This window comes from Candidatus Sulfurimonas baltica (assembly GCF_015265455.1).
Taxonomy (GTDB): domain Bacteria; phylum Campylobacterota; class Campylobacteria; order Campylobacterales; family Sulfurimonadaceae; genus Sulfurimonas; species Sulfurimonas baltica.
Window position 1 is genome coordinate 1128256 of record NZ_CP054492.1, and the last position, 21638, is coordinate 1149893.

Annotated in this window: 21 protein-coding genes; 4 read left to right on the top strand and 17 right to left on the bottom strand. The window is 36.7% G+C overall.

The features are described 5' to 3' along the window. Positions 1-2: 2 nt before the first annotated feature. From HUE88_RS05730 to HUE88_RS05775, 10 genes are all read right to left on the bottom strand, one after another. Entirely contained in the window at positions 3-1496 is a 1494-nt protein-coding gene (locus HUE88_RS05730; RefSeq protein WP_194371993.1) for a complex I subunit 5 family protein, read from the bottom strand. Beyond that, entirely contained in the window at positions 1493-2953 is a 1461-nt protein-coding gene (locus HUE88_RS05735; RefSeq protein ID WP_194371995.1) for a complex I subunit 5 family protein, read from the bottom strand. The genes HUE88_RS05730 and HUE88_RS05735 overlap by 4 nt, the downstream gene beginning before the upstream one ends. Positions 2954-2955: 2 nt before the next feature. Beyond that, positions 2956-3267, bottom strand: coding sequence for an NADH-quinone oxidoreductase subunit K (locus tag HUE88_RS05740; RefSeq protein WP_229860167.1), 312 nt, complete (start codon positions 3265-3267; stop codon positions 2956-2958). Then, complete coding sequence (locus HUE88_RS05745; protein ID WP_229860168.1) at positions 3264-4232, bottom strand: hydrogenase subunit MbhD domain-containing protein; 969 nt, start codon at positions 4230-4232, stop codon at positions 3264-3266. Before HUE88_RS05745 ends, HUE88_RS05740 begins: the two co-directional genes overlap by 4 nt. Next, a complete protein-coding gene (gene mnhG / locus HUE88_RS05750) occupies positions 4220-4513 on the bottom strand; it encodes a monovalent cation/H(+) antiporter subunit G (RefSeq protein WP_229860169.1) in 294 nt (97 codons plus the stop codon). Before mnhG ends, HUE88_RS05745 begins: the two co-directional genes overlap by 13 nt. Further along, positions 4506-4784, bottom strand: coding sequence for an MrpF/PhaF family protein (locus tag HUE88_RS05755; RefSeq protein ID WP_194371998.1), 279 nt, complete (start codon positions 4782-4784; stop codon positions 4506-4508). Before HUE88_RS05755 ends, mnhG begins: the two co-directional genes overlap by 8 nt. A gap of 5 nt (positions 4785-4789) precedes the next feature. Continuing rightward, the gene (locus tag HUE88_RS05760) at positions 4790-5767 is read right to left on the bottom strand and encodes a universal stress protein (RefSeq protein ID WP_194371999.1); all 978 of its coding nucleotides are present in this window, start codon (positions 5765-5767) and stop codon (positions 4790-4792) included. Next, the gene (locus HUE88_RS05765; RefSeq protein ID WP_194372000.1) at positions 5754-6275 is read right to left on the bottom strand and encodes a Na+/H+ antiporter subunit E; all 522 of its coding nucleotides are present in this window, start codon (positions 6273-6275) and stop codon (positions 5754-5756) included. Before HUE88_RS05765 ends, HUE88_RS05760 begins: the two co-directional genes overlap by 14 nt. Before the next feature lie 117 nt (positions 6276-6392). After that, on the bottom strand, positions 6393-6530 hold the full coding sequence (locus HUE88_RS05770; RefSeq protein WP_194372001.1) for a hypothetical protein: 138 nt from the start codon (positions 6528-6530) through the stop codon (positions 6393-6395). Next, positions 6505-9204 carry a cation-transporting P-type ATPase gene (locus tag HUE88_RS05775; protein ID WP_194372002.1) on the bottom strand — a complete coding sequence of 900 codons (2700 nt, stop codon included), beginning with the start codon at positions 9202-9204 and terminating at the stop codon, positions 6505-6507. Before HUE88_RS05775 ends, HUE88_RS05770 begins: the two co-directional genes overlap by 26 nt. Positions 9205-9503: 299 nt before the next feature. Between HUE88_RS05775 and HUE88_RS05780 the strand changes: the two genes are divergently transcribed. From HUE88_RS05780 to HUE88_RS05790, 4 genes are all read left to right on the top strand, one after another. Beyond that, the gene (locus tag HUE88_RS05780) at positions 9504-10808 is read left to right on the top strand and encodes an IS1380 family transposase (protein WP_194370462.1); all 1305 of its coding nucleotides are present in this window, start codon (positions 9504-9506) and stop codon (positions 10806-10808) included. After that, positions 10805-10936: a hypothetical protein gene (locus tag HUE88_RS13985; protein WP_268245919.1), complete on the top strand. Its 132-nt coding sequence runs from the start codon at positions 10805-10807 to the stop codon at positions 10934-10936. The genes HUE88_RS05780 and HUE88_RS13985 overlap by 4 nt, the downstream gene beginning before the upstream one ends. A gap of 947 nt (positions 10937-11883) precedes the next feature. Beyond that, complete coding sequence (locus HUE88_RS05785) at positions 11884-12882, top strand: IS110 family RNA-guided transposase (protein ID WP_194369361.1); 999 nt, start codon at positions 11884-11886, stop codon at positions 12880-12882. A 171-nt stretch (positions 12883-13053) separates the two neighbouring features. After that, a complete protein-coding gene (locus tag HUE88_RS05790) occupies positions 13054-14427 on the top strand; it encodes an IS4 family transposase (RefSeq protein ID WP_194372003.1) in 1374 nt (457 codons plus the stop codon). A gap of 43 nt (positions 14428-14470) precedes the next feature. On the opposite strand, the gene HUE88_RS05795 is transcribed toward HUE88_RS05790, so the two are convergent. The 7 genes from HUE88_RS05795 to HUE88_RS05825 form a co-directional block, all read right to left on the bottom strand. Next, the gene (locus tag HUE88_RS05795; RefSeq protein WP_194369361.1) at positions 14471-15469 is read right to left on the bottom strand and encodes an IS110 family RNA-guided transposase; all 999 of its coding nucleotides are present in this window, start codon (positions 15467-15469) and stop codon (positions 14471-14473) included. Positions 15470-15993: 524 nt separating this feature from the next. Further along, positions 15994-16965 carry a leucine-rich repeat domain-containing protein gene (locus HUE88_RS05800; protein WP_194372005.1) on the bottom strand — a complete coding sequence of 324 codons (972 nt, stop codon included), beginning with the start codon at positions 16963-16965 and terminating at the stop codon, positions 15994-15996. A gap of 228 nt (positions 16966-17193) precedes the next feature. After that, entirely contained in the window at positions 17194-18006 is an 813-nt protein-coding gene (locus HUE88_RS05805; protein WP_194372007.1) for a hypothetical protein, read from the bottom strand. Further along, positions 17997-19103 carry a homocitrate synthase gene (nifV, locus tag HUE88_RS05810; RefSeq protein WP_194372009.1) on the bottom strand — a complete coding sequence of 369 codons (1107 nt, stop codon included), beginning with the start codon at positions 19101-19103 and terminating at the stop codon, positions 17997-17999. The genes HUE88_RS05805 and nifV overlap by 10 nt, the downstream gene beginning before the upstream one ends. 3 nt (positions 19104-19106) lie before the next feature. Next, entirely contained in the window at positions 19107-20534 is a 1428-nt protein-coding gene (gene nifB / locus HUE88_RS05815; protein ID WP_194372011.1) for a nitrogenase cofactor biosynthesis protein NifB, read from the bottom strand. Positions 20535-20600: 66 nt separating this feature from the next. Continuing rightward, on the bottom strand, positions 20601-20978 hold the full coding sequence (locus HUE88_RS05820; RefSeq protein ID WP_194372013.1) for a 4Fe-4S dicluster domain-containing protein: 378 nt from the start codon (positions 20976-20978) through the stop codon (positions 20601-20603). Positions 20979-20982: 4 nt separating this feature from the next. Beyond that, positions 20983-21372 carry a 4Fe-4S binding protein gene (locus HUE88_RS05825; RefSeq protein WP_194372015.1) on the bottom strand — a complete coding sequence of 130 codons (390 nt, stop codon included), beginning with the start codon at positions 21370-21372 and terminating at the stop codon, positions 20983-20985. Positions 21373-21638: the final 266 nt, after the last annotated feature.

Below are 21638 nucleotides of genomic sequence, written 5' to 3' on the forward strand. Positions count from 1 at the left end.
TATTAGTAAAACTCCCGCTTTGCAATCAACTCAACCCATTCAAGAGGACTAAATGGCGATGCAGCAAAGAGGCCAAAAAGTAGTGCTAATACTGCAGTGACAAGCGGTGGCAGAAGTAAAGTCAATTTTGTCTCTTTTCTCCCAAAGTGATCTTCATGTGGCCATGAAGTTGGTGCCGAAAGAAACCAAGCACGATATAAAATCGGTAAAAAATAACCTGCGTTTAGAAGACTGCTTCCAACAAGAACTACAATTACCCATTGTTCTCCTGCTTCAAGTGCACCTAGCCCCAGATACCATTTGCTGACGAAACCTACAATCGGTGGCACCCCAATCATACCCAAGGCACCTATGCTAAAAGCTGCCATTGTCCAAGGCATACGTCGGGCTACGCCATTCATCTCACTAATCTTATGTATACCCAGAGTTTCCGCTAAGATTCCGGCACAAAAAAATAGGGTTATTTTCATCAGACCTTGGTGGACCAGGTGTACCACACCTCCTACAGTTGCAATGGGACCAACAATAGCCACACCAAGAATAATATAGGAGACTTGACTCACAGTAGAAAAGGCAAGTCGACGTTTCAGGTCATCTTGAAACAGCGCCCGTAACGAACCGTAGATGATGGTAACCGATGCCAACATCGCAAGCGGCTGCGTCAAACCAAGCAATGCTGCTTTTTCTATTCCGAAAACCTCGTACACTACGCGTATGATACCAAAGGCACCTGCCTTGACTACGGCTACTGCATGTAGCAGAGCACTCACAGGAGCTGGGGCTATCATGGCCATAGGAAGCCATCCATGCAGTGGAAATAGTGCTGCCTTGACGCCAAATCCGGCTATAAAAAGAATGAAAATACTTATAAGAGCAAAGTTGTGCTCTTCATCGATTCCGTCAATAAAGCCCCTCGGAGTAAACTCCAAGGTACCTGCCAAACTATATAACCATATAGTACTAAGTAATAGTAATGCACCGCCAAAGAGGGTGTATATAAGATAGGTTTTTCCAGCAAGACGGGATTCCTCTGTCCCTCGATGTACTATAAGCGGATAGGCCGATAGTGTCAACATCTCATAGTAAATTAAAAAAGTGATTAGGTTTCCGGATAAGGATATTCCAATGGTTGAAGTGACGCATAGACTGAAAAAACCAAAGAAACGGCTACTATGGGTTGAGCCTTCTAGGTAACCTATAGCATAGATTGTTGTTAGTAACCACAAGACACTAGACAGACCTGAAAACAGTAAAGCCAAAGGACCGGCACGCAATACCATATCGAGATCTGGCAATAGTGGTAGACGTACTTCGTAATGGTAACCATGATAGACACCAAAAAACATCCATATGACAAAGAAAAGTGTTGTAAAAACCCCAAAAAGATTTAAAAAAATGCGCAGACGTCTCTTCTCTTGGGGTAGTCCAAAAATCATGAGGGCAGGAACTAAGGAAGAGAGGACTACTAGAAGAGGAATCCATGTATTCCAGTTCATCGTTTTAGCTCACTAATTTCAAATGGATTGCCGATGTCAACTATAAATAATAAGGGTGAGGAGAAAAAACCTACAATAATTGCCATGCATGCAAGTAGAAGTGCTGCCCACTCCATATGAGCAGGGATTACATGCGGGTCATGAGATGCAATAGCTTGAGTAAATGCAAAGCCCAAAACCTTGAAAATATAGCCAGCAGCCAGTAAGCTACCAAGCATTATGACTGCTGTAAAAGCCCATTGTTCCTGTTGCAGTGCTGTTTCGAGAAGAAACCACTTGCCGATAAAACCACCGCTTGGAGGTAAACCTACGATACTTACCCCAGCTAGAGCAAATGCAGCTGCTGTTACAGGCAGTCTTTGTGCGATACGGTCTAAATCTTTAATACGATCATGTCCACAAAAATGCATTAAATTACCTGCTACCAGGAACATAGCACTCTTTGCTAAAGCATGAGAAAACATCAGATAAACAACAGCACTCCAAGCTGTCATAGCACCGCTTATTGCGAGTGAAAATGCCAGAAAAAGATAACCAATCTGAGCTATGGTCGAATAGGCAATAAGCAGCTTTAACCGGGTTTGCAGCAAAGCCTGTATAGAACCCCAAAGAATAGCTACCGAACCAAACACTCCAAGTAGTGTAGCAACAAGTTCATAACCAAGTGGAGCAAATATATCTAACCATATACGAAGCAGAATATAAAAAGAGGCTTTTATTATTAATGCAGAAAGAATAGCACTCACTGGAGCCGGAGCACTTGCATGAGCAGAAGGAAGCCAGAAATGTAAAGGAAAAAGTGCTGTTTTAAGTATAAGCCCTGTACTCATGAGGCCTAATGCTGCCCAAACAATCGGCGTAGATTCAATTCGTTGAGAGAGAATCGTAATATCGACACTACCGAAGTTGTGATACAGTAAAGCAACACCAAATAGATAGACCAGCGAGCCCAGTAGCGTCGCCAATAAATAACGCATAGCTCCAGTTAAGGCATCTGCACTCGTACCTAAAGCTGTTAATGCAACGGCTGCTAGCCCCATCAGCTCCAGTGTTATATAAAAATTAAAGATATCTGCTGATAAAAATAGTGCATTTAAAGCGGCCATTATAAAGAGCCAAAGCGGCCAGAAACGAATCGAATAATTTGAATTGAAATATCCCGTTGCATAAATACTGATTCCCAGCCCTACGAGAGAAGTTATTGTTAACATCAAAAGGCTAAGCCCATCAGCATATAGATCAATACCCAGCGGAGCACCCCAACCGCCGACAGTATGATGAAAGGGTCCAGTTTCAATCATTACCCAAGTAAGCCCTGCCACTGAAATCACAACAGAGACTATGGTGCTAAGTCCAACGATTTTTGTTTTCTCAGGCCAGAGAAAACAGGTTATACCACCTGCTAATGGCAACAAAATAAGAAAAATGGCCCATGGAATGTTTATTAAGGTTTCCACGGCTATTCTACTTTCTTCGAATTTGGAAGTTCTGCTTTTCCCGTTGCAATGGTCACTTTTAACATCAACATTAGGGCTAGTGCCGTTGCTGAAATGGCAACTACAATCCCGGTTATTACCATGGCATGTGGCACCGGATCAGGTTGGGCGTTTCCACTACGTAGAGCCAACGAAACCAGTACTAAAAATACTCCACTGCCCATTATGTTAATAGCCAAGATCTTTCGCAGCAAGTGTACGTATACAATCAGAGCATACAATCCCAAGCAAAAGAGACCAGCACCTGTCAATGCATAAATAAATAGCATATTCATTTTTCGTCTTCTTTTTCCCAAAAAGCACTGAGAAATAGAGTAATCAGCGTTACACCAATCGAAACTGTTGCTACACTTTCAAGCATAAAAATCAGGCTGCTAGCTTGGGCAGGAGGATATTCCAATAATCTGCCTGTGATCAACATACTTAGTGCGGCAACAGCAAGAAATAGAGCTGAACCGGCCACAAGAATGAACCGTAGGGTAAATGAAGAGAAGATCTTTTGAAGTTGCCAGCCCGACAAGAGCAGTAACACTCCAGCTGCTCCTAATACAGATCCTGCTTGAAATGCACCACCAGGCGCATGTGCACCTACCCATAACAGATAGGCTGCAACCAATATCAGTAGTGGAACTAAGAGCCCTGTCAATGCATCCAAAACAGGACTACTAAGAATAGTTTTGGTATGTGGTATTGAATCTTCCAGTGCCCATATTCCCAAAAGTGCTACCAGCAGTACAATCATCTCTAAGAAGGTATCGTAAGCTCGGAAATTCAGCAATACACCTGTGACAGGATTTGAAACGCCACTTCTTTGTAGCTTCTCTTCTACTACTTTTTGAAGTCCTACAGCATGCTCAGGTAAGGAAAATATTGCATAACCAAGCCCCATAGCGAGAATTACTAAGAATATAAATAATGGCCAACGGACATTATAAGAGGTATGGTGTATATTTGTTTTGAAGTTACTAGTACCTATTTCGACGATGCTGATCTCACGGAGTCTCGCTAGTGAAGCCAGCAGCAGTGCACCAGTCAAGCCTGCACCTATGGCTACTTCAGCCATAGCAACGTCAGGGGCATTCAGGCGCACCCAAGCTAGTGCCATTAAAAGCCCAAATGTAACAAAGAGCACAATAGCCTTAAATAGATTCTGACTGGCCAATGACATCCATGCTATTAATAATAAGGAGACACATAATAAGCCATCAAAAGCATATGCAAGAAAACTCAGCGTTTCCAAAATGGGATTCCTTTGTGTAATGCACTCTTGGCAATCAGATGAGCAGACGTTGCTCCAGATGAGAGTACTAACACCCAAATTAGAAACAGTTTACCAACAATGGTCCACGACTCTGCTTGCAGACAGAGACCTGCTATAATTAAGCCCAGTCCTACGTTATCAGCCTTCGTTAAGGCATGAAGCCGAGTATATACATCCGGAAAACGTATAAGACCCAAAGTACCTGCAAAAAAGAAAATAGCACCAAGAATCAGCAATATCAATGTAGCATAATCAAGCAATGTCATCCTCCAAATCTTCTTTCGGCCAAGCACGCTGTACAAATGCCACCGCTGTTAAGGCAGCCAATAGAGCAAAAATTAGAGCTAGGTCACGCAGAGCTGCATTATCCATTGCCTGGGATAGTAACAGTAAAATGGCAACTGCAATGGTTCCAAATAGCTGTGCAGATAACATCCGATCAGCAGGGGTAGGACCACGTAAAATACGCCACATCCCTATTACCAAATTAAGTAGTAAAAATAGTGCTAATCCAAGATAGAAGGTCTGCATACCATTTACTCTTCTAATTTTACTGGCGTGATAAATTCAGGGGGTTTGATTGCTAGTACTGAACAATGTATCTGATTAAGGATGGTTTCGGCAGTATTACCCATAATAAAGCCTGGAATACCGGTCCGTGCTACCGTACCCATCACGATTATATCTGCCTCAATCTTCTTTGCCAATTGAGGAATCGATTGACTAGCTAAGCCTTTGATTAAGTGTATATTTGGCTTAAGATAATCCAGCATATTACCTACTTGACTATCGATTGCATCATGTAAAAATGTATTGAGCTTTTCTTCTTGCTGATCTTTTACCCTGTTAGCATAGTCATCAATTTCTTCTTTCGTCATCTTTATAAAGGGACTATGCATAAGACTTTCGGCAGGAGCATCCCAAACATGGACAACATGTAGTTGTGAGAAGTCATTCACGGCCAGAGAACTTGCCATTTGAAGAATCTGCAGATTCAAAGCTTTCTGTGATGCTTCTAACTGTTCTGCATCATCACTGTCAAGATCGACAGCTGCCAAAATATTATGATAGGATTTTGGAGAATCAGGTTTTATTAGCCAGACTGGGCACGGGCATTTACGTAATAGATGCATATCGTTACTGCCAAATAAATGGTCCAACCAATCTGCAATTTCCGGCATTTTTATAACAAGGTCGTGTCCGTTACGCAAAACATCATAAATAATTTCAAGAAAAGGGACTCCCGATAGCGTTCTCGTCTCTATTTTGATCTTATGTAAAAACGATTTTACTAAAGAATCGAGTTTTTCTTTTTTTTCATTTTCCATAATAGTTTGTAAGTCGATATCAGGATCGTCTTTAAACAGATTAAAGTCAACGGTAATGTGGGGAACAACAGTGACGATAGTCAGAATGGCTTGATTTGTTTCGGCAAGTGTAATTGCACGTTCCAATATAGGATGACAATCCTCTTCAGACTCGAGTACGCACAAGATATTTTTAAATCGTTTCATTGTATTTTCCTTTATTATAACCATTCACAGAGAGACCAAACATTTTTGCTACATGATGTTCTATCGCCTTGAGTTCAGATTTGAAATCATTTTGAACATCTAAGACATGGACTTTTATAATATTTTGATTTAGTTCTGCAGACAATGTACCTGGTAGTAAACTTACTATATTTATCATTACCACTCGTGATAAGCCTGGAGGTAGAGTTAATGAATATTCAATCAGATCAGGCTGGATGGGAAGGTGTGAATGAAAAACCCGCCAGGCAACATCAATAGCTCCTCTCATAGAATGCATAAAAAAGAATGGTACGAAAATTACGCATGCCTTCCAAGACAAGGATATTGGAGGTAAAAGTATTACACTGAGAAAGACAGCGAATACTACGGAAGGCACTCCCAACCACAAAGAGGATATATTGCCATCTGTAAGCACCCACCAAATAAGTAAAAACAAGAACCCCCGTACCGCTACGCTTGACAAAGCAATATTTTTTATAAAATTCATAATTGCTCCTTTATCCATCGGCTAATCACTATAGATATTTTTCTAACTTGATATCCAGATAATACTCTCAATACTCACTCTTGTCAACTATTCTACCAAAATATCATAGAAAGGTAATTAATATTTTTCATTAAGAGTTTCATTGCTTCCCATAGTAGAAAGACCAAATGATGCTGTTATTTTATTAACATCAGTAAATTCTTTATCTTCTATAACACTTTTTCTACGATTACTTATAATACAATTTACGTACAATATATTTCTCAAATTCAACAAGGAAAAGAACAGAAGAAGAGACAATTATAATTGTCAACCACATACTAAGATTAATCGCTGTCGTGCCAAATAAAGATTGCATTACTGGAAGGTATGTAAACGCTAGCTGAAAAACAATCAGTATGGCAATGGAAAGAAGAGCATAAGGATTACTGGTAAATCCTGACCAGTTTAGTACTGAAGAAGTTATATATCTAGCATTAAATAGATAAAATACCTCAAACATAAGTAGCGTATTAACGGAAACTGTCCGTGCATGTTCTATTGAAGCTCCTTCCCCCATTTCCCAAAGAAATAGACTAAATGTTCCAGCCATTAAGATAGTTGAAACAAATGCGACTCGCCACACTAGGTAAGGGGTAAGTAGCGCTTCATGTACTTTTCGTGGTTCTCTATTCATTATATTCTTTTCAGACGGTTCAAACGCCAATGAGAGAGCCAGAGTGATCGCTGTAACCATATTTACCCAAAGTATTTGTACCGGCGTTAAGGGTAGTTCGTGAAAACCGAACATGATGGCGGCAAGAATTATCAGCGCCTGACCACCATTGGTAGGAAGAATAAATAAGATGGCTTTTTTAAGATTGTCATAGACGGTACGACCCTCTTCCACGGCGTGGATGATTGAAGAAAAATTATCATCAGTAAGTACCATTTCCGCAGCCTCTTTAGCAGCCTCAGTTCCATTATATCCCATAGCTGTACCTACATCTGCACGTTTTAGAGCAGGTGCATCATTGACTCCATCACCCGTCATTGCTACAATGAGACCATGTTCTTGTAGCAGTCTTACAAGAAGCAGTTTGTGTTCAGGGTTGACGCGAGCATAAACATCCACATCTTTTACACGTAATTTTAACTCTTCTTCGTTCATCTTTGCAATATCTTCTCCTGTCAATACATCCTCTGTATTGATAAGCTTTAGCTGGCGAGAGATAGCCAGAGCTGTAGCAGCGTGATCTCCAGTAATCATTTTCACACGAATGCCAGCTTTTTTACAAACTTGAACAGCTTCAACAGCTTCCTCACGAGGAGGGTCTATCATGCCATACATTCCAAGCATAATAAGATCACTTTCGACATCAGAAAATGTCAATTCCATCTTTTCATATTTGACTGGTTTCATAGCCATTGCAAGTACCCGTTGCCCCTGTGATCCCAATTCTTCTATTCGTTGTAGCCAATAGGCTTCTTCTAAAGAGACATCTCCATCAAGAGATCTTTGAAGCGAACACATCTCTAGTATCTGTTCAGGTGCTCCTTTAATAAAGACAAATGCCTCACCGGTGTGGCTATGATGAAGGGTTGCCATAAAGCGGTGTTCAGATTCAAATGGTATAAGGTCCGTACGAGGGTATTTTTTTACTTCCGTGTCAATATCCAAGCCCGCTTTGAAACCTGCAACAAGTAATGCGCCTTCCATCGGATCTCCGTGGACAAACCATTCATCTTCTTTTTGCTCCAATGAAGAATCATTACACAGCATTGCAGCCCGTGAAAGTTCATGTAATAGAGGTCGTTCTTCAAGATCCATATCCTTACCAAGCATGGATATCTTACCGTGTGGGTTATAGCCCGTTCCCGATAGATCAAAGAGGTTGTTGGTAGTGGCAATAGTACGCACCGTCATCTCATTACGTGTCAGTGTCCCTGTCTTATCTGAGCAGATAACAGATACTGCCCCCAAAGTCTCAACAGCTGGTAACTTACGAATAATTGCGTTACGCTTTGCCATACGCTGTACTCCAATTGCAAGTGTAATGGTCATAATAGCAGGCAGGCCTTCAGGTATTGCAGCCACCGCGAGGCTTACTGCAGCAAGAAACATTTCATCCAGTACATAATCTTGAATAAAAAATCCAATTATAAAAGTAATTATAGCGATGATTACTATTGCTAGGGTAAGCCAACGGCCAAATTGAGTCATTTGTGCTATTAGTGGTGTTTCTAAGGACTTTACTTCAGAGACAAGGGTACTGATACGGCCAATCTCTGTGTCTGCCCCAGTTTTAACGACAACACCCCTTCCTTGGCCATGCGTAACAAGAGTACTGGAGTAGGCTATACATCTACGGTCACCAATCACGCTTTGCTCAGAGACAGAATCTACAATTTTTTCTACGGCTATAGATTCACCTGTCAGTGCTGCCTCTTGAACTTGAAGTCCTTTTACTTGAAAAAGCCTCAAGTCTGCTGGAACCTTATCTCCTGATTGTAAAAAGACGATATCCCCTGGAACTAATAATTCTGCTTTAATGGAAATTTGTTTACCCTCACGCATAACCATAGCATTAGCAGAAAGCATTTGCTGTATCGCCTTTAAAGCATCCTCAGCTTTTCCTTCTTGGATAAACCCTATTGCAGCATTAATAAATACCACACCTACAATTACACTGGCATCCACCCAGTGCCCAAGTAGAGCCGTAACGAGACCGGCAGCCATCAATACATAGATGAGCACGTTATGAAATTGATATAAAAATCGTATAAATGGACTATGAGTTTTTGGCTCAGGAAGCTGATTCTGTCCATATATTTTTAGTCTATTTTCTACCTCTTCATTTTCTATCCCATTTTTTGAGGTTTCAAGTAAAGTAAATGTTTTTTCTACACTCTCAGCGTGCCAGTCTTGTGATTGAAGTTTCGTATTCATTTGAGAACCTTTTAAATATTTCTAGGATTTTTTACTAATAAGCCAGTATGTTATCCCTAAAAACAAAATGACTGCCGCCGTAGCAATGACAAGCTTCACTGCTAATAAATTTGTTTTTAGCTAATTCTCTATATATTAAATCAAACACACCATCTTTAGTAGACGTTATTATACCCCAATAATTCCATACCAAATTAGACAACAAGCCGACTTGCTCTATAATTAGGTACTTTAACAAGAAAAAGTTACACTCAATGTTTTCACCCAACGGGTGCAACTTTTTCTGCACGAGAGAGATTATGCCTCAAACAATATTAAACTTCAATATCGAAACTACAAACGAAAAATTAACTCCTAGAACAGGTGTAGCAATATTTGGGGAGTATCTTAAGGGTATGAACCTTGAAGCACTTTGCAACACGAACATTCCTTTAGCCAAACATCCAAACGGATACACTCCGTTTGAATTTATTTATCCACTTATTCTGATGCTCCATAGCGGAGGCAGAGTCTTAGATGATATAAAAGAGATACGATTAGATAGCGCGCTCTCATTACTGCTAAAAATGAAAAATATTCCAACAGCAGGAGCATTTACAAAGTATCTTCACAGACATGCTGCACTTGGCACCGATGGAGTAAGAAATATCAACAAGCAATTTCTCAAACGATTTTTAAAATCACTCAAAAATGAAGAGCTTATTTTAGACATAGACGCTACATTTATTGAAGCTCATAAAAATACAGCAAAGTGGTCATATAAAGATGCACCTGGTTATATGCCTATGGTTGGACATATTAACAGTGGATATGTGATTGATGTAGATTTCCGAGAGGGTAATGAGGCACCTGCTAGTAAAAACCTGGAGTTTCTTAAACAGTGTCAAGCACAGCTCCCTTTTAGTGTGAAGTTTGACAGATTCAGGGCCGATAGTGCTTCGTATCAAGCTGCTATTTTTAACCACTGCGATAAAGAAAATATTTTTTTCACTGTAACAGCTAAAAAGAATAAAAATGTATTTGATTCAATCAAAGATATTAAAGATGATGATTGGCAAACTTTTTCCAAAAGAGAGAAAGTAGCAGAGTTTATGCACACGATGTGTGATACAGATAATGCTTTTAGAATGATAGTAATTAAAAAAGATATAACACCTACACTCCCAACGCTTAAGGGCTATATAGGCGATGAAGTGATGATGCAATATCAAGATGAGATTTACTACTGTATCGCCACTAATGATAATAATTTAAGCCCGCAGGAGATTATTAAACTGCACCGTCAAAGAGGTGAAACAAGTGAGAATAAGATTAAAGAGTTAAAAAATGGTTTTAATATGAGCTATCTTCCAACATCCAATACACAGGCAAATGCTTTCTACTTTTTAATAGGAACACTTGCGTATAACCTTTTCTTGATGTTTAAACAGATACTGGACACAAATCTTCAAAAGCACACCATTAAAACAATTAGATACAAACTCTACAACATAGCGGGTAAAGTAGTTTCACATGCCAGAGGATTAATACTCAAGGTAAACGAGCAGTTCCAAAATCTCCTCCAAAAAATAAGATACCGAGCTTATGAAGAGAGTTTGAAATGAAAAACAAAGCGCTGACAAACCCATCTCTTAATAAGCTTATTACAGGATACTATTGTAAAAAAAACAGTAAACCTTGCCAAAAGTGTCAACATCTGAATAAATTTGGAATTAAAACATGTGAAGCATAATTTTACAGCCTAATCCGCTGTTACTTTTCTGAAAAAAATGATATTTTTTTACAAGTGGAGAGTGGAATTCATATTATGGATTTATTTGGGTTATAAGTGGAGAGTAAGATGAGCCAAGATAAAGTGTAGTTTTAGCATTAGAAACACTATTAAACCAGCTCAATGTAATCATTAAAAATAATTACATAGCTTCACTATATTAATAAATAACTATAACACAAAATAATTTATAATAGAGCAGTAACTAAAAAAAATACTTAAAACTTTAAATTGAAATTTCATATGCTACGCTAGAAGAAGAAACAGCTGATATTAGTAATAGTATCAGATAGCGTAAGTCATTGCGTTTCAAATAATACTAATGCACATATCTGTGATGTGACATAAAAAAGATTAAAAATATTTATTGTTAAGGAAGACTGTTAAAAGTTTTGTGTGAATAAGCGATAGTAATTAATATGACATCATAGTTAACGGTTGCATCAGCAGTTTTAAGAAAGTTTCAAGACTACTTATTTTTGGAACACGAAGCACTCATATTAGTTTTCCGTGTTCCACAAAGTGTTCAAAAAGTTAAAACTGCAAAGTTCCACAAACATTTAGGGAATATGGAACAAAAAAAGTGAGCTTTTAAATTATATACTCAACTCGTATGTTCTTTTTTTTGTAAATTTTTAGTTTATACTTCTTTTGAGTTGTTCGTTAGAAGTAATGTATCGGTACTTAACTAAAGCGGCATAGTCTAGCTTGTGCGAAAGTCGGATAATTACACTTTAAATTTGAGTGGCGAGTGGATCGGTTTCTAATATCTTTTTTTTGCAAGAAAAAGTTGAAGCTAGATCGGATTGAATCACGAGGCAAAGTTATGTGTAGTATTATTGCTTAAAAGTCACATAGGAGTTTACTCCTATGCTAACGAACTCTCTTAAAATAGTAGGAGGTTCACGGTGTCAAATTGTATCGGAATTGATGTATCAAAAGCAAGTATAAATATTCATATAGCAAAGAATAAGCAGGATTTAGTTTTAGAGAATAGCATTAAAGGTTTCAGGTCTCTTATCTCTAAATTAAAAAAAATATATAAAAAAGAGATGGAGAATATTGTCTTTATTTTTGAGCCAACAGGTAGTTATTCTGAAGCACTTAGAAAATATTCTTCAGAACAAAATATCAAGTGTTTTATCATAAATCCTAAGCAGTTTAGTAATTATGCTAAAGCATTGGGAGTGGAAGTAAAAAATGATATTGAAGATGCTAGAGTTCTTTCAAAAGCTCTTCATTTAGCTAAAGATAATCAGATCAAGGTTCCTGTATATAACGAAGATATAGAACATATTAAGGAGTTGATGAGTTTTTATAAATTCACGAAAAAACAAACAACACAACAGAAGAATCATCTTGAAGCATTGACAAGTAAAGATGGTGATAACTTCTCAATTAAAGAACTTAAAAAGTCTATCAAAGAATCGAAAGAAAAAGAGCTTAGAATTATTGAACAAGTACAAACTTTAATTGATTCTACGGATGAATATAAAATTGCATATGACAATATTATATCAATAAAAGGAGTTGGTCAAATTGGTGCCATTGTACTTTTACATCTCTTTTTAAAATACCCAGAAGCTAATCAAAGGCAGATTACCTCGTTAACAGGTCTAAATCCAATTTATAGACAATCCGGTACATCAATTCAATCAGGTTATAAAATAGCAAAGTCAGGCGCAAGTCTATATAGAAGTGTGATTTTTATGTCAGTTCTTACTGCTGTACAACATGATAAAAATTTTAAAAGTTTTTATGAGAGATTGAAATCTAAAGGAAAACATACAACATCTGCTCAAATTGCTGTCATGCGAAAAATAATACTTACTGCACATTCTCTTTATAAAAATAATAGAAAATATAATGAAAATTATAATACTCATGAAGCTTCTGATATGGAATAAAATTGAAGAGAATTGTTACTATCGGTATCATTTTTAAAGGAAGTTAAACGTGGCGACTTTCGCACATAGATTTCATTAAATCCACGAACCAATTTTAAGTATTAAAGCCCATAAATAGGCACTTTAATGTATAATTTTGTTACCACTAACATCATTATAAAGGCCTATTTTATGGAACTTGCAAATTATATAGAAACTGCTATGAAAAGCATATTAAAGAATCCAATACTTGAAGTGCTAACAGAGATAAAAATCACAAAAATACTTAAGCAGAGCAACTTCATTAAACGAAATGTTGGCTATCCACCATTTCAAATAATATTACACTTCGTTTATATGTTAGTGATGCAAAAACGCCAGTCAACATTTATAAAAAAGAGCGATAGTGCATTTGGGAAAGATGCCTATTACAGATTTATCAAAGATAGTCGTTACAACTGGCGAAAGTTTTTAATGCTAAGTACTACTGCACTTTTGCAAAGAATAAAACCACTACATAAAAATGGTGAACATCGCTTGCTCATTATTGATGACACAGTCGAAGCTAAAAGAGGTAAATTTATCGAAGGTAGCTGTAAATATATCTGGAGCAACAAAGAACATAGAAGTATCAATGCTTTAAATATTGTATCTCTAAATTATGCAGATTCACATTCAACATTCCAGCTTGATTTTTCTATCAAGATGAATGATAGTTATCGTAAGAATATATCAGAGTTCACAAATAAACTACATCACAAAAGTAATGCTTATCAGAGAAAGAATGAAATTACTAAAGGCAAAAATACACTAGCTATTGAGATGCTCCAAAGAGCTTTAAATAACGGTATTGACGCTGATTACCTATTGGTTGATAGTTGGTATGCTAAACCAAACTTCATTAAAGAAGCCAATGAACTTGGTATACCAGTAATAGCTAGACTTCCAAATAATAAACTCATTTGGAATTTTAAAGGCAAATATAAAACTATGGATACAATCTATGAGAGTTTGAAAAATTCTCGTCATAAAAGCAGTGGTAAGCATGGCAAAATATCTTACAAATATTTCGATGCCATTGTAGGACATGCTGTCTTAGGAAAAGTTAAACTCGTATTTTTGCACACAGGCAAAGACTTATTAATTTTTATCTCAACTGACATCACTATAGCTGGTAAAGAGATTTTAGCGACCTACAAAAAAAGATGGAATATCGAGCAAGGATATAAAGATTTACGAAACCTATTTGGGTTTGGAAAAGAAGAGAATCGCATCTATGAATCGCTGATTGCAAAAATAACGCTATCCATGTTCGCATACAATATTGTAAGCTATATAAATCGCATAAAACATGAGCCTCAAACTCTTGGAGAACTATTTAGAGATTTAGAATGCGAACTTGAAACTTTGGCAATATCTATGCAACTTTTTATTCAAATACTGACAAAAATCTCTGAAATTGAGAATGTTGTAAAGGATAATAAAGATTTACTCACTATTCTCGCAGTGCTAAGTGCTTACACTCAAAAAGAGTTAGGTTTTATGTGCGAAAGTCGCCACGTTTAACTTCCTTTAAAAATGATACCGATAGTAACAATTCTCTTCAATTTTATTCCATATCAGAAGCTTCATGAGTATTATAATTTTCATTATATTTTCTATTATTTTTATAAAGAGAATGTGCAGTAAGTATTATTTTTCGCATGACAGCAATTTGAGCAGATGTTGTATGTTTTCCTTTAGATTTCAATCTCTCATAAAAACTTTTAAAATTTTTATCATGTTGTACAGCAGTAAGAACTGACATAAAAATCACACTTCTATATAGACTTGCGCCTGACTTTGCTATTTTATAACCTGATTGAATTGATGTACCGGATTGTCTATAAATTGGATTTAGACCTGTTAACGAGGTAATCTGCCTTTGATTAGCTTCTGGGTATTTTAAAAAGAGATGTAAAAGTACAATGGCACCAATTTGACCAACTCCTTTTATTGATATAATATTGTCATATGCAATTTTATATTCATCCGTAGAATCAATTAAAGTTTGTACTTGTTCAATAATTCTAAGCTCTTTTTCTTTCGATTCTTTGATAGACTTTTTAAGTTCTTTAATTGAGAAGTTATCACCATCTTTACTTGTCAATGCTTCAAGATGATTCTTCTGTTGTGTTGTTTGTTTTTTCGTGAATTTATAAAAACTCATCAACTCCTTAATATGTTCTATATCTTCGTTATATACAGGAACCTTGATCTGATTATCTTTAGCTAAATGAAGAGCTTTTGAAAGAACTCTAGCATCTTCAATATCATTTTTTACTTCCACTCCCAATGCTTTAGCATAATTACTAAACTGCTTAGGATTTATGATAAAACACTTGATATTTTGTTCTGAAGAATATTTTCTAAGTGCTTCAGAATAACTACCTGTTGGCTCAAAAATAAAGACAATATTCTCCATCTCTTTTTTATATATTTTTTTTAATTTAGAGATAAGAGACCTGAAACCTTTAATGCTATTCTCTAAAACTAAATCCTGCTTATTCTTTGCTATATGAATATTTATACTTGCTTTTGATACATCAATTCCGATACAATTTGACACCGTGAACCTCCTACTATTTTAAGAGAGTTCGTTAGCATAGGAGTAAACTCCTATGTGACTTTTAAGCAATAATACTACACATAACTTTGCCTCGTGATTCAATCCGATCTAGCTTCAACTTTTTCTTGCAAAAAAAAGATATTAGAAACCGATCCACTCGCCACTCAAATTTAAAGTGTAATTATCCGACTTTCGCACAAGCTAGACTATGCCGCTTTAGTTAAGTACCGATACATTACTTCTAACGAACAACTCAAAAGAAGTATAAACTAAAAATTTACAAAAAAAAGAACATACGAGTTGAGTTATATATTTAAAGTTTCATCTAATCTCTTCGCTATAAATTATTCTTGCCATTTTCAACCATATTAAATTTCAGCTTCGAGAACTGCTTCTGTATGTTATTTAATCAGTGGAGCAAGTACTCCATCTTTGCCATCAATTATGGCACTTTGCTTTATGAGTTCAAGTGCCTCGTCCATATTGAACTGTTGTTTTATCGGTTTGACACAAAGTTTTGAACACTATCCTAAATCTGGCTTCTTTAATCCCTCATTATCATCTATATAAAGATTTTTTAGCTTAGTTAGTTCATAGAAAGATTTTGGAAACTCTTTTATCTCATTTTCATCTATGTCTAATTCAAGTAGGTTTTTTAACTCACCTATACAAGAAGGTAACTCTTTGAGTTTGTTCGCACTTACACTTAAGTAGTTTAGCTTTTCAAGTTTACAAATAGAATCTGGCAAATACTCTAAGTTGTTATTATCCAGACTTAGCAGTTGCAAATCTTCTAACTTGCTTATGTCAAAATCTATTTTACTTAAGTTATTGTCGTTTAGATTTAGTTTTATAAGCATATCGTGAGACTCAAGCGATGGTAAGTCACTAATGTTATTCCCCTCAAGCAAAAGTGTCTCTAATTCTTTTATGTTTCCTATAGATTTTGGAAGCAGGGTGAAATGGTTGTATGAGAGGTCGAGATAATAAAGCGATGACATAGGTTCAAAGGCATCCGGCAACTCTTTTAAGTCGTTTGTATCTAGTGAAAAGTATAGTAAATTCTTTAGATTTTTCAACTTTGGCGAAACTACATGTAGAGAGTTCGCAGCAATGGTCAGCCTTGTAAGTTTAGTTAGATTGAACAGCTCATCCACTAAAGATGTAAGTCTGTTGCCGTTGAGATTTAAAATAACGAGCGATTCAAGTTCACCTATGCTTTTTGGCAAATCTTCTAAAAGGTTGTTTTCACATTGCAGGTTTCTAAGTTTTTTTAGTCTTCCTATCTCTTTTGGGAGTGATTTTAGTCTATTTCCAGATAGTTTTAACACTGTTAGATTTGGAAGATAACAGATACTCTCAGGAAGCTCTCTTAGTTTACATTTTGACAAATCTAAAACAGATAACTCTTTTAGCCTGTCAATCTCAGAGGGTATCTTTGAACTAAGTCCTTTGCTGTTTATCCATCTTGAAAAATCTTTTAGTTTATTGTCCATTGTATCTCTCTATCTATCATTTTTTTGTTGTATTAAAAAATCTATCTCTTCATAATCTACTTCACCAAACTCCACCATGTTGAAAAGAGCCATTAGTGCTCTTCTGCAACATGTCTTGTTGCACTCTGTAACTAGTTATTTGCTTTTTTATAGGGAAGGGAAGTCTCTTTAAAAACCTCAACTGCCTGAGAGACTGTCTTCATGCCACACTCACAGATTATTTTATCTTCAAAACGCATACACCATCTCCAAGTTTATGGATGGTTTTGAATTTAGGTAGAGCAGGGAGTACTCATCACCCAAATCAAATTTGTAAGACTTATACAAATTTGTTATCTCTTCTACATCACTAGGGATAAATGCAAGAATTTTCTTAAGACCTCTGTGGTATATAACTCCTCTTATCATCTTCTCTGCATCGCTAAATGCAGCACTGCTCATGACCCAAGGTGATATTTTTATAATTGATTTATTGATGGCATATGAGTGTTGATACCCATACTCTGTTGATAAAACCAGTGAAGATTGTTTTAGCAAAATGCTTTTGGCATACTCAATCCTGTCTTCATTAAAAGCTTTTTTATCCATTGTTGCCATTACAGGCAAAAAGTTCTCATTGTTAATGCTTTTAGCAGTCGCATTTGAGAAGTTAAATACAGCTCCGCCGCTATAAACAGCTTTTTTAAATTTTGCATATTCGTTAAAATTAAAATCTTTGAGCAGTTCTTTCTCATCTTTGTTTGACATAAAAAGAATAGGTTTTGTCTCTTGGCTTAGATTGTTTAGAAGCAGTCTCATAAGTCTTGTTTTTATATCACTGTCTGTCTCTTTTATGTAGTAAAAATTGTTTATAAGTACAGATTCCGGCAGTTCAATAGCAGATATAAAAGAGATAAGCTTGTCCTCCTTATATGCCCCAAAACATAAAGAGCTGTTTTTCTCAAAAGTTTTAGTAATAAGTGCTTTGTCTATGGCTACATGTGAGTTTAGCTCTTCCAAGTCAAGACTAAAGCTTTTCTTTCTAATCCAGCCTATGAACATAAGTACAGCTCTTTTAATTCCTGAGCATCCAGAACTCTTTTTCTCTCTGTAACAATCTCTCTGACTTTAGGAAGCATTTTTTGAACTCTCGAAGCTATTGGATTTATACCACTTAGTTTTAGATGATAAAGAAGAGTTGAAGCACCGGAGTGTTTTCCTATGGGAAAGTATCTATGTAGACCTACAAGCTCCGGTTCAAATGCCTCATAAGCATTTTTGTTTTTTATCATTCCATTTACATGTATGCCGGATTCGTGTGAAAATATATTTTCCCCGATAATTGGACGAGAAGCACCAATAGGTTTGTTTGCAGCAATAGACACAAACTTGACCAACTCTTGAAGTTTTACAGCATTGATATCTCTGTTCTCGTTAAATTGATGTTTCAAACTCATCAAAACCTGCTCAAATGAGGCATTTCCGGCTCTTTCGCCAAGCCCAATTACGGTAGTGTTTGCACTAATCGCTCCAGCTTCTATGCCGGCGATGGAGTTTGCCGTAGCCATGCCAAAATCATTGTGTGTATGCATCTCAATATCTAGCAAGTTTAATGAGCAGAGATAAGATATGTTCTCATAAGTCCTGTTTGGGGTCAGTATCCCTATTGTGTCGCAGTATCTAAACCTATCTGCACCAAGCTCACGACTAAAGCTCATAATCTCTTTTAAAAACTCATTGTCAGCTCGGCTAGAGTCTTCTCCGCCGATACAGACAAACAGACCCTCTTTTTTTGCAAGTTTTACAACACTCTCAAGGTTTCTAAAAAGCTTCTCTTTATCTCCATTAAATTTTATGTCAATGAGAGTTTGTGAAACAGGAATTGACAAATCAACCGACTTAACTCCGCACTCTAGCGAACACTCAAGGTCACTCATAGTCGCACGGTTCCAACTCATAATAGGAATAGGCAGATTAAGAGCTAAAATCTCTTTTATGTCCTCTTGCTCTTTTTTACCCATAGCGGGAATACCGACTTCAAGCTCATCTGCACCGGATTCATAAAGAAGCTGAGCAATTTTAATCTTTTCATTTATATTAAAAGATACATAAGGAGCCTGTTCACCATCTCTTAGGGTGGTGTCATTTATAATAGCCATTGTTTAGCCAATCTCTTTAGTCTTTTGGTAAAAGTGCTTTATGACGGCATCGTGAACAGACTTTTCAATTGGTTTATGGGCATACTCCTCATCACAGATAAGTCCTATCTCATTTAGGTCGTTCATTGGGCACTCTCCAATCTTGGCAGTAAGAAGAATATCACAATCTTTTAGAGATGTTTTAATCTCATCAATTGGATTGTAGTCCTCACCGTAATCAGCACCAGAGTAGGAACTCTCGATTTTTCTATGCATTACAAACTTGATAGCTTTGTCTCCAGCTTCATAGACCAAAAACTCCTGAGCCGAACCAAAGTGCATATTTATCATACCTTCACCCGATGTAGTAACGGCAACAAGTTTGGTTTTGCCGTTTGAACTCAGCTCTTTTTTAGAGGCTTTTTCAAGTTTTATTCTCTTGTTTGCCAACTCTAAATGTTTTCTCCAATTTTCAATATTTGCATGTTTTCGTTTTCTGCCATCTATGTCATATCTAGTCTCCAGCTCTTCAAAACTCATATTTGTGAAGCTCTCTGTTAAAAATTCATCACCTCTGTCTTCACCGATTAGCCCAACAGCATCTGCACGACATTGGCGACAGTGACTCATAAGCTTCATATCCACACCGCAGGCTTTTTGTGCTTGCATAACCTCTTGGTCAGTTGTGCTTGGAACACCATCCAGTCCAAACTTAGTTCCAAACTCTGGGCTTGAAAGAAGAGGCATAATGTTATGAATAAATACATTCAATTCTTTTAATTTCTTAGCAACATTTGGAAGGTCTTTATCATTTATACCTGGAATTAAAACAGAGTTTGCTTTTACTAAAATACCTCTGTCTGTAAGCATTTTAATACCTTCGAGTTGCTTTTGTAAAAGTAGTTTAGCTCCATCTTTTCCCCATACTTTTTTGTGGTTAAAATGAACCCAAGGATATATTTGACTACCAATCTCACCACTCTCATCAATCGTGTTTATAGTTACTGTCACATGGTCAATATTGTACTTCACTATCTCTTCTATGTAGTCTGCAACTCTAAGCCCGTTAGTTGAGAGACATAGTTTTAAATCAGGCGCTTTTTCTTGAAGCATTCTAAATGTATCGAATGTTTTTTTAGGGTTTGCTAGAGCATCACCGGGACCAGCTATCCCCACAACAGATAGTTGAGATATGTCACCACCAACATAAAGCACTTTTTTTATAGCATTTTCAGCAGATAGTTTGGCACTTGTAACACCGGGACGAGACTCGTTTGAACAGTCATACTTTCTGTTACAATAGTTACACTGAATATTACATGCAGGGGCAACAGCCAGATGAATTCTGGCATAGTGTTGATGAGCACCCTCACTGTAACAAGGGTGTGCGTTTATTTTGCCTTGAATCTCGTCACTAATATTGTTTTGATTTGATGATGTGGAACAGCTCATTTTATATCCTTAACTTCTGTGTTTCTTACAGATAGGCATTCATAAAGTGTTCCTTGGAAGATTAAATTATATTTCAACAGCCATTTTATTTTCTCTTTGTTCAACTGAGATTGTTTCTCTAAAAGGGCGAGGCTGGTTGGCTGGTGAAAATACACCTTTTTTCTTATGAACGCGAATTTTATACTCGCCGTTTGCATCACCAGACATATAGTAGTCGTTAAACTCTTCTATATATGGCATGTCCCAGATAATTGCACCTTCGCTAGGACAGACATATGCACACTTTGGCACAGTGCAATCAACGCACTCTATACACTTTTCAGGTTTTACATAAGTGTATTCAGTATCTATTGGAGCATCGTCAGCTTCTACAATAGCAGTTGCCGGACACTCATCAATACAGGCGTTACAGTTGATACAAAGCTCTGTAATTTTAACTGACATGTAGTTATGACCAACGCCCGATAACAGCGTTAGATTCTCTGTCGCTCATAGAGACTTCAGATATAAATGCTTGCTCTTTTTGCTCTGGCAGCATTAGACCTTTTTTCTTATGTTCACGAATATTGTAAACTCCACTTTCGTGTCCATCTCTGTAATGTTCATTAAACTCTAAAGTATATGGCATATCCCAAACAATAGCCCCTTCAGTCGGACAAGCTTCAACACATCTAGGCTCATCCGCATGACCTATGCACTCAACACAACTCTCAGGTTTAACATAGAATAAATTATCAAAAGGATTTTTTTCATTACCCTCATCTAATATTGCCGCAACCGGACACTCTGGTGCACATGCCTCACATGATATACATTCATCTGTAATTTTAACTGCCATAATAAACTCCTTGAATTAGCTTGAATAGTTTATATACATATTTTATTCCTTTTGAATGTTTTGCTAATTAGTTGATGTTTGTAAGTATTTATCATCAGATATGTGGGTAAATACTTTATCGATAACTTTATTGTTTTTAGATATAATCTCCGCTAAAGAAGATGCCTGTAGTTTTAGTTGGGATTCGCTTTTGAAGTCTTTTAAAGACAAATCCCAATTTGTGATATTGGTCCGATTGATATAATAAAACTTGATATATATGATAA

Bases quoted from the DNA above. Each gene is read 5' to 3' on its own strand.
- HUE88_RS05730 (WP_194371993.1), bottom strand. From the start codon at position 1,496: ATGAACTGGAATACATGGATTCCTCTTCTAGTAGTCCTCTCTTCCTTA.
- HUE88_RS05740 (WP_229860167.1), bottom strand. From the start codon at position 3,267: ATGAATATGCTATTTATTTATGCATTGACAGGTGCTGGTCTCTTTTGC.
- HUE88_RS05755 (WP_194371998.1), bottom strand. From the start codon at position 4,784: ATGCAGACCTTCTATCTTGGATTAGCACTATTTTTACTACTTAATTTG.
- HUE88_RS05760 (WP_194371999.1), bottom strand. From the start codon at position 5,767: ATGAAACGATTTAAAAATATCTTGTGCGTACTCGAGTCTGAAGAGGAT.
- HUE88_RS05765 (WP_194372000.1), bottom strand. From the start codon at position 6,275: ATGAATTTTATAAAAAATATTGCTTTGTCAAGCGTAGCGGTACGGGGG.
- HUE88_RS05775 (WP_194372002.1), bottom strand. From the start codon at position 9,204: ATGAATACGAAACTTCAATCACAAGACTGGCACGCTGAGAGTGTAGAA.
- HUE88_RS05780 (WP_194370462.1), top strand. From the start codon at position 9,504: ATGCCTCAAACAATATTAAACTTCAATATCGAAACTACAAACGAAAAA.
- HUE88_RS13985 (WP_268245919.1), top strand. From the start codon at position 10,805: ATGAAAAACAAAGCGCTGACAAACCCATCTCTTAATAAGCTTATTACA.
- HUE88_RS05790 (WP_194372003.1), top strand. From the start codon at position 13,054: ATGGAACTTGCAAATTATATAGAAACTGCTATGAAAAGCATATTAAAG.
- HUE88_RS05800 (WP_194372005.1), bottom strand. From the start codon at position 16,965: ATGGACAATAAACTAAAAGATTTTTCAAGATGGATAAACAGCAAAGGA.
- HUE88_RS05805 (WP_194372007.1), bottom strand. From the start codon at position 18,006: ATGTTCATAGGCTGGATTAGAAAGAAAAGCTTTAGTCTTGACTTGGAA.
- nifV (WP_194372009.1), bottom strand. From the start codon at position 19,103: ATGGCTATTATAAATGACACCACCCTAAGAGATGGTGAACAGGCTCCT.
- nifB (WP_194372011.1), bottom strand. From the start codon at position 20,534: ATGAGCTGTTCCACATCATCAAATCAAAACAATATTAGTGACGAGATT.
- HUE88_RS05820 (WP_194372013.1), bottom strand. From the start codon at position 20,978: ATGTCAGTTAAAATTACAGAGCTTTGTATCAACTGTAACGCCTGTATT.
- HUE88_RS05825 (WP_194372015.1), bottom strand. From the start codon at position 21,372: ATGGCAGTTAAAATTACAGATGAATGTATATCATGTGAGGCATGTGCA.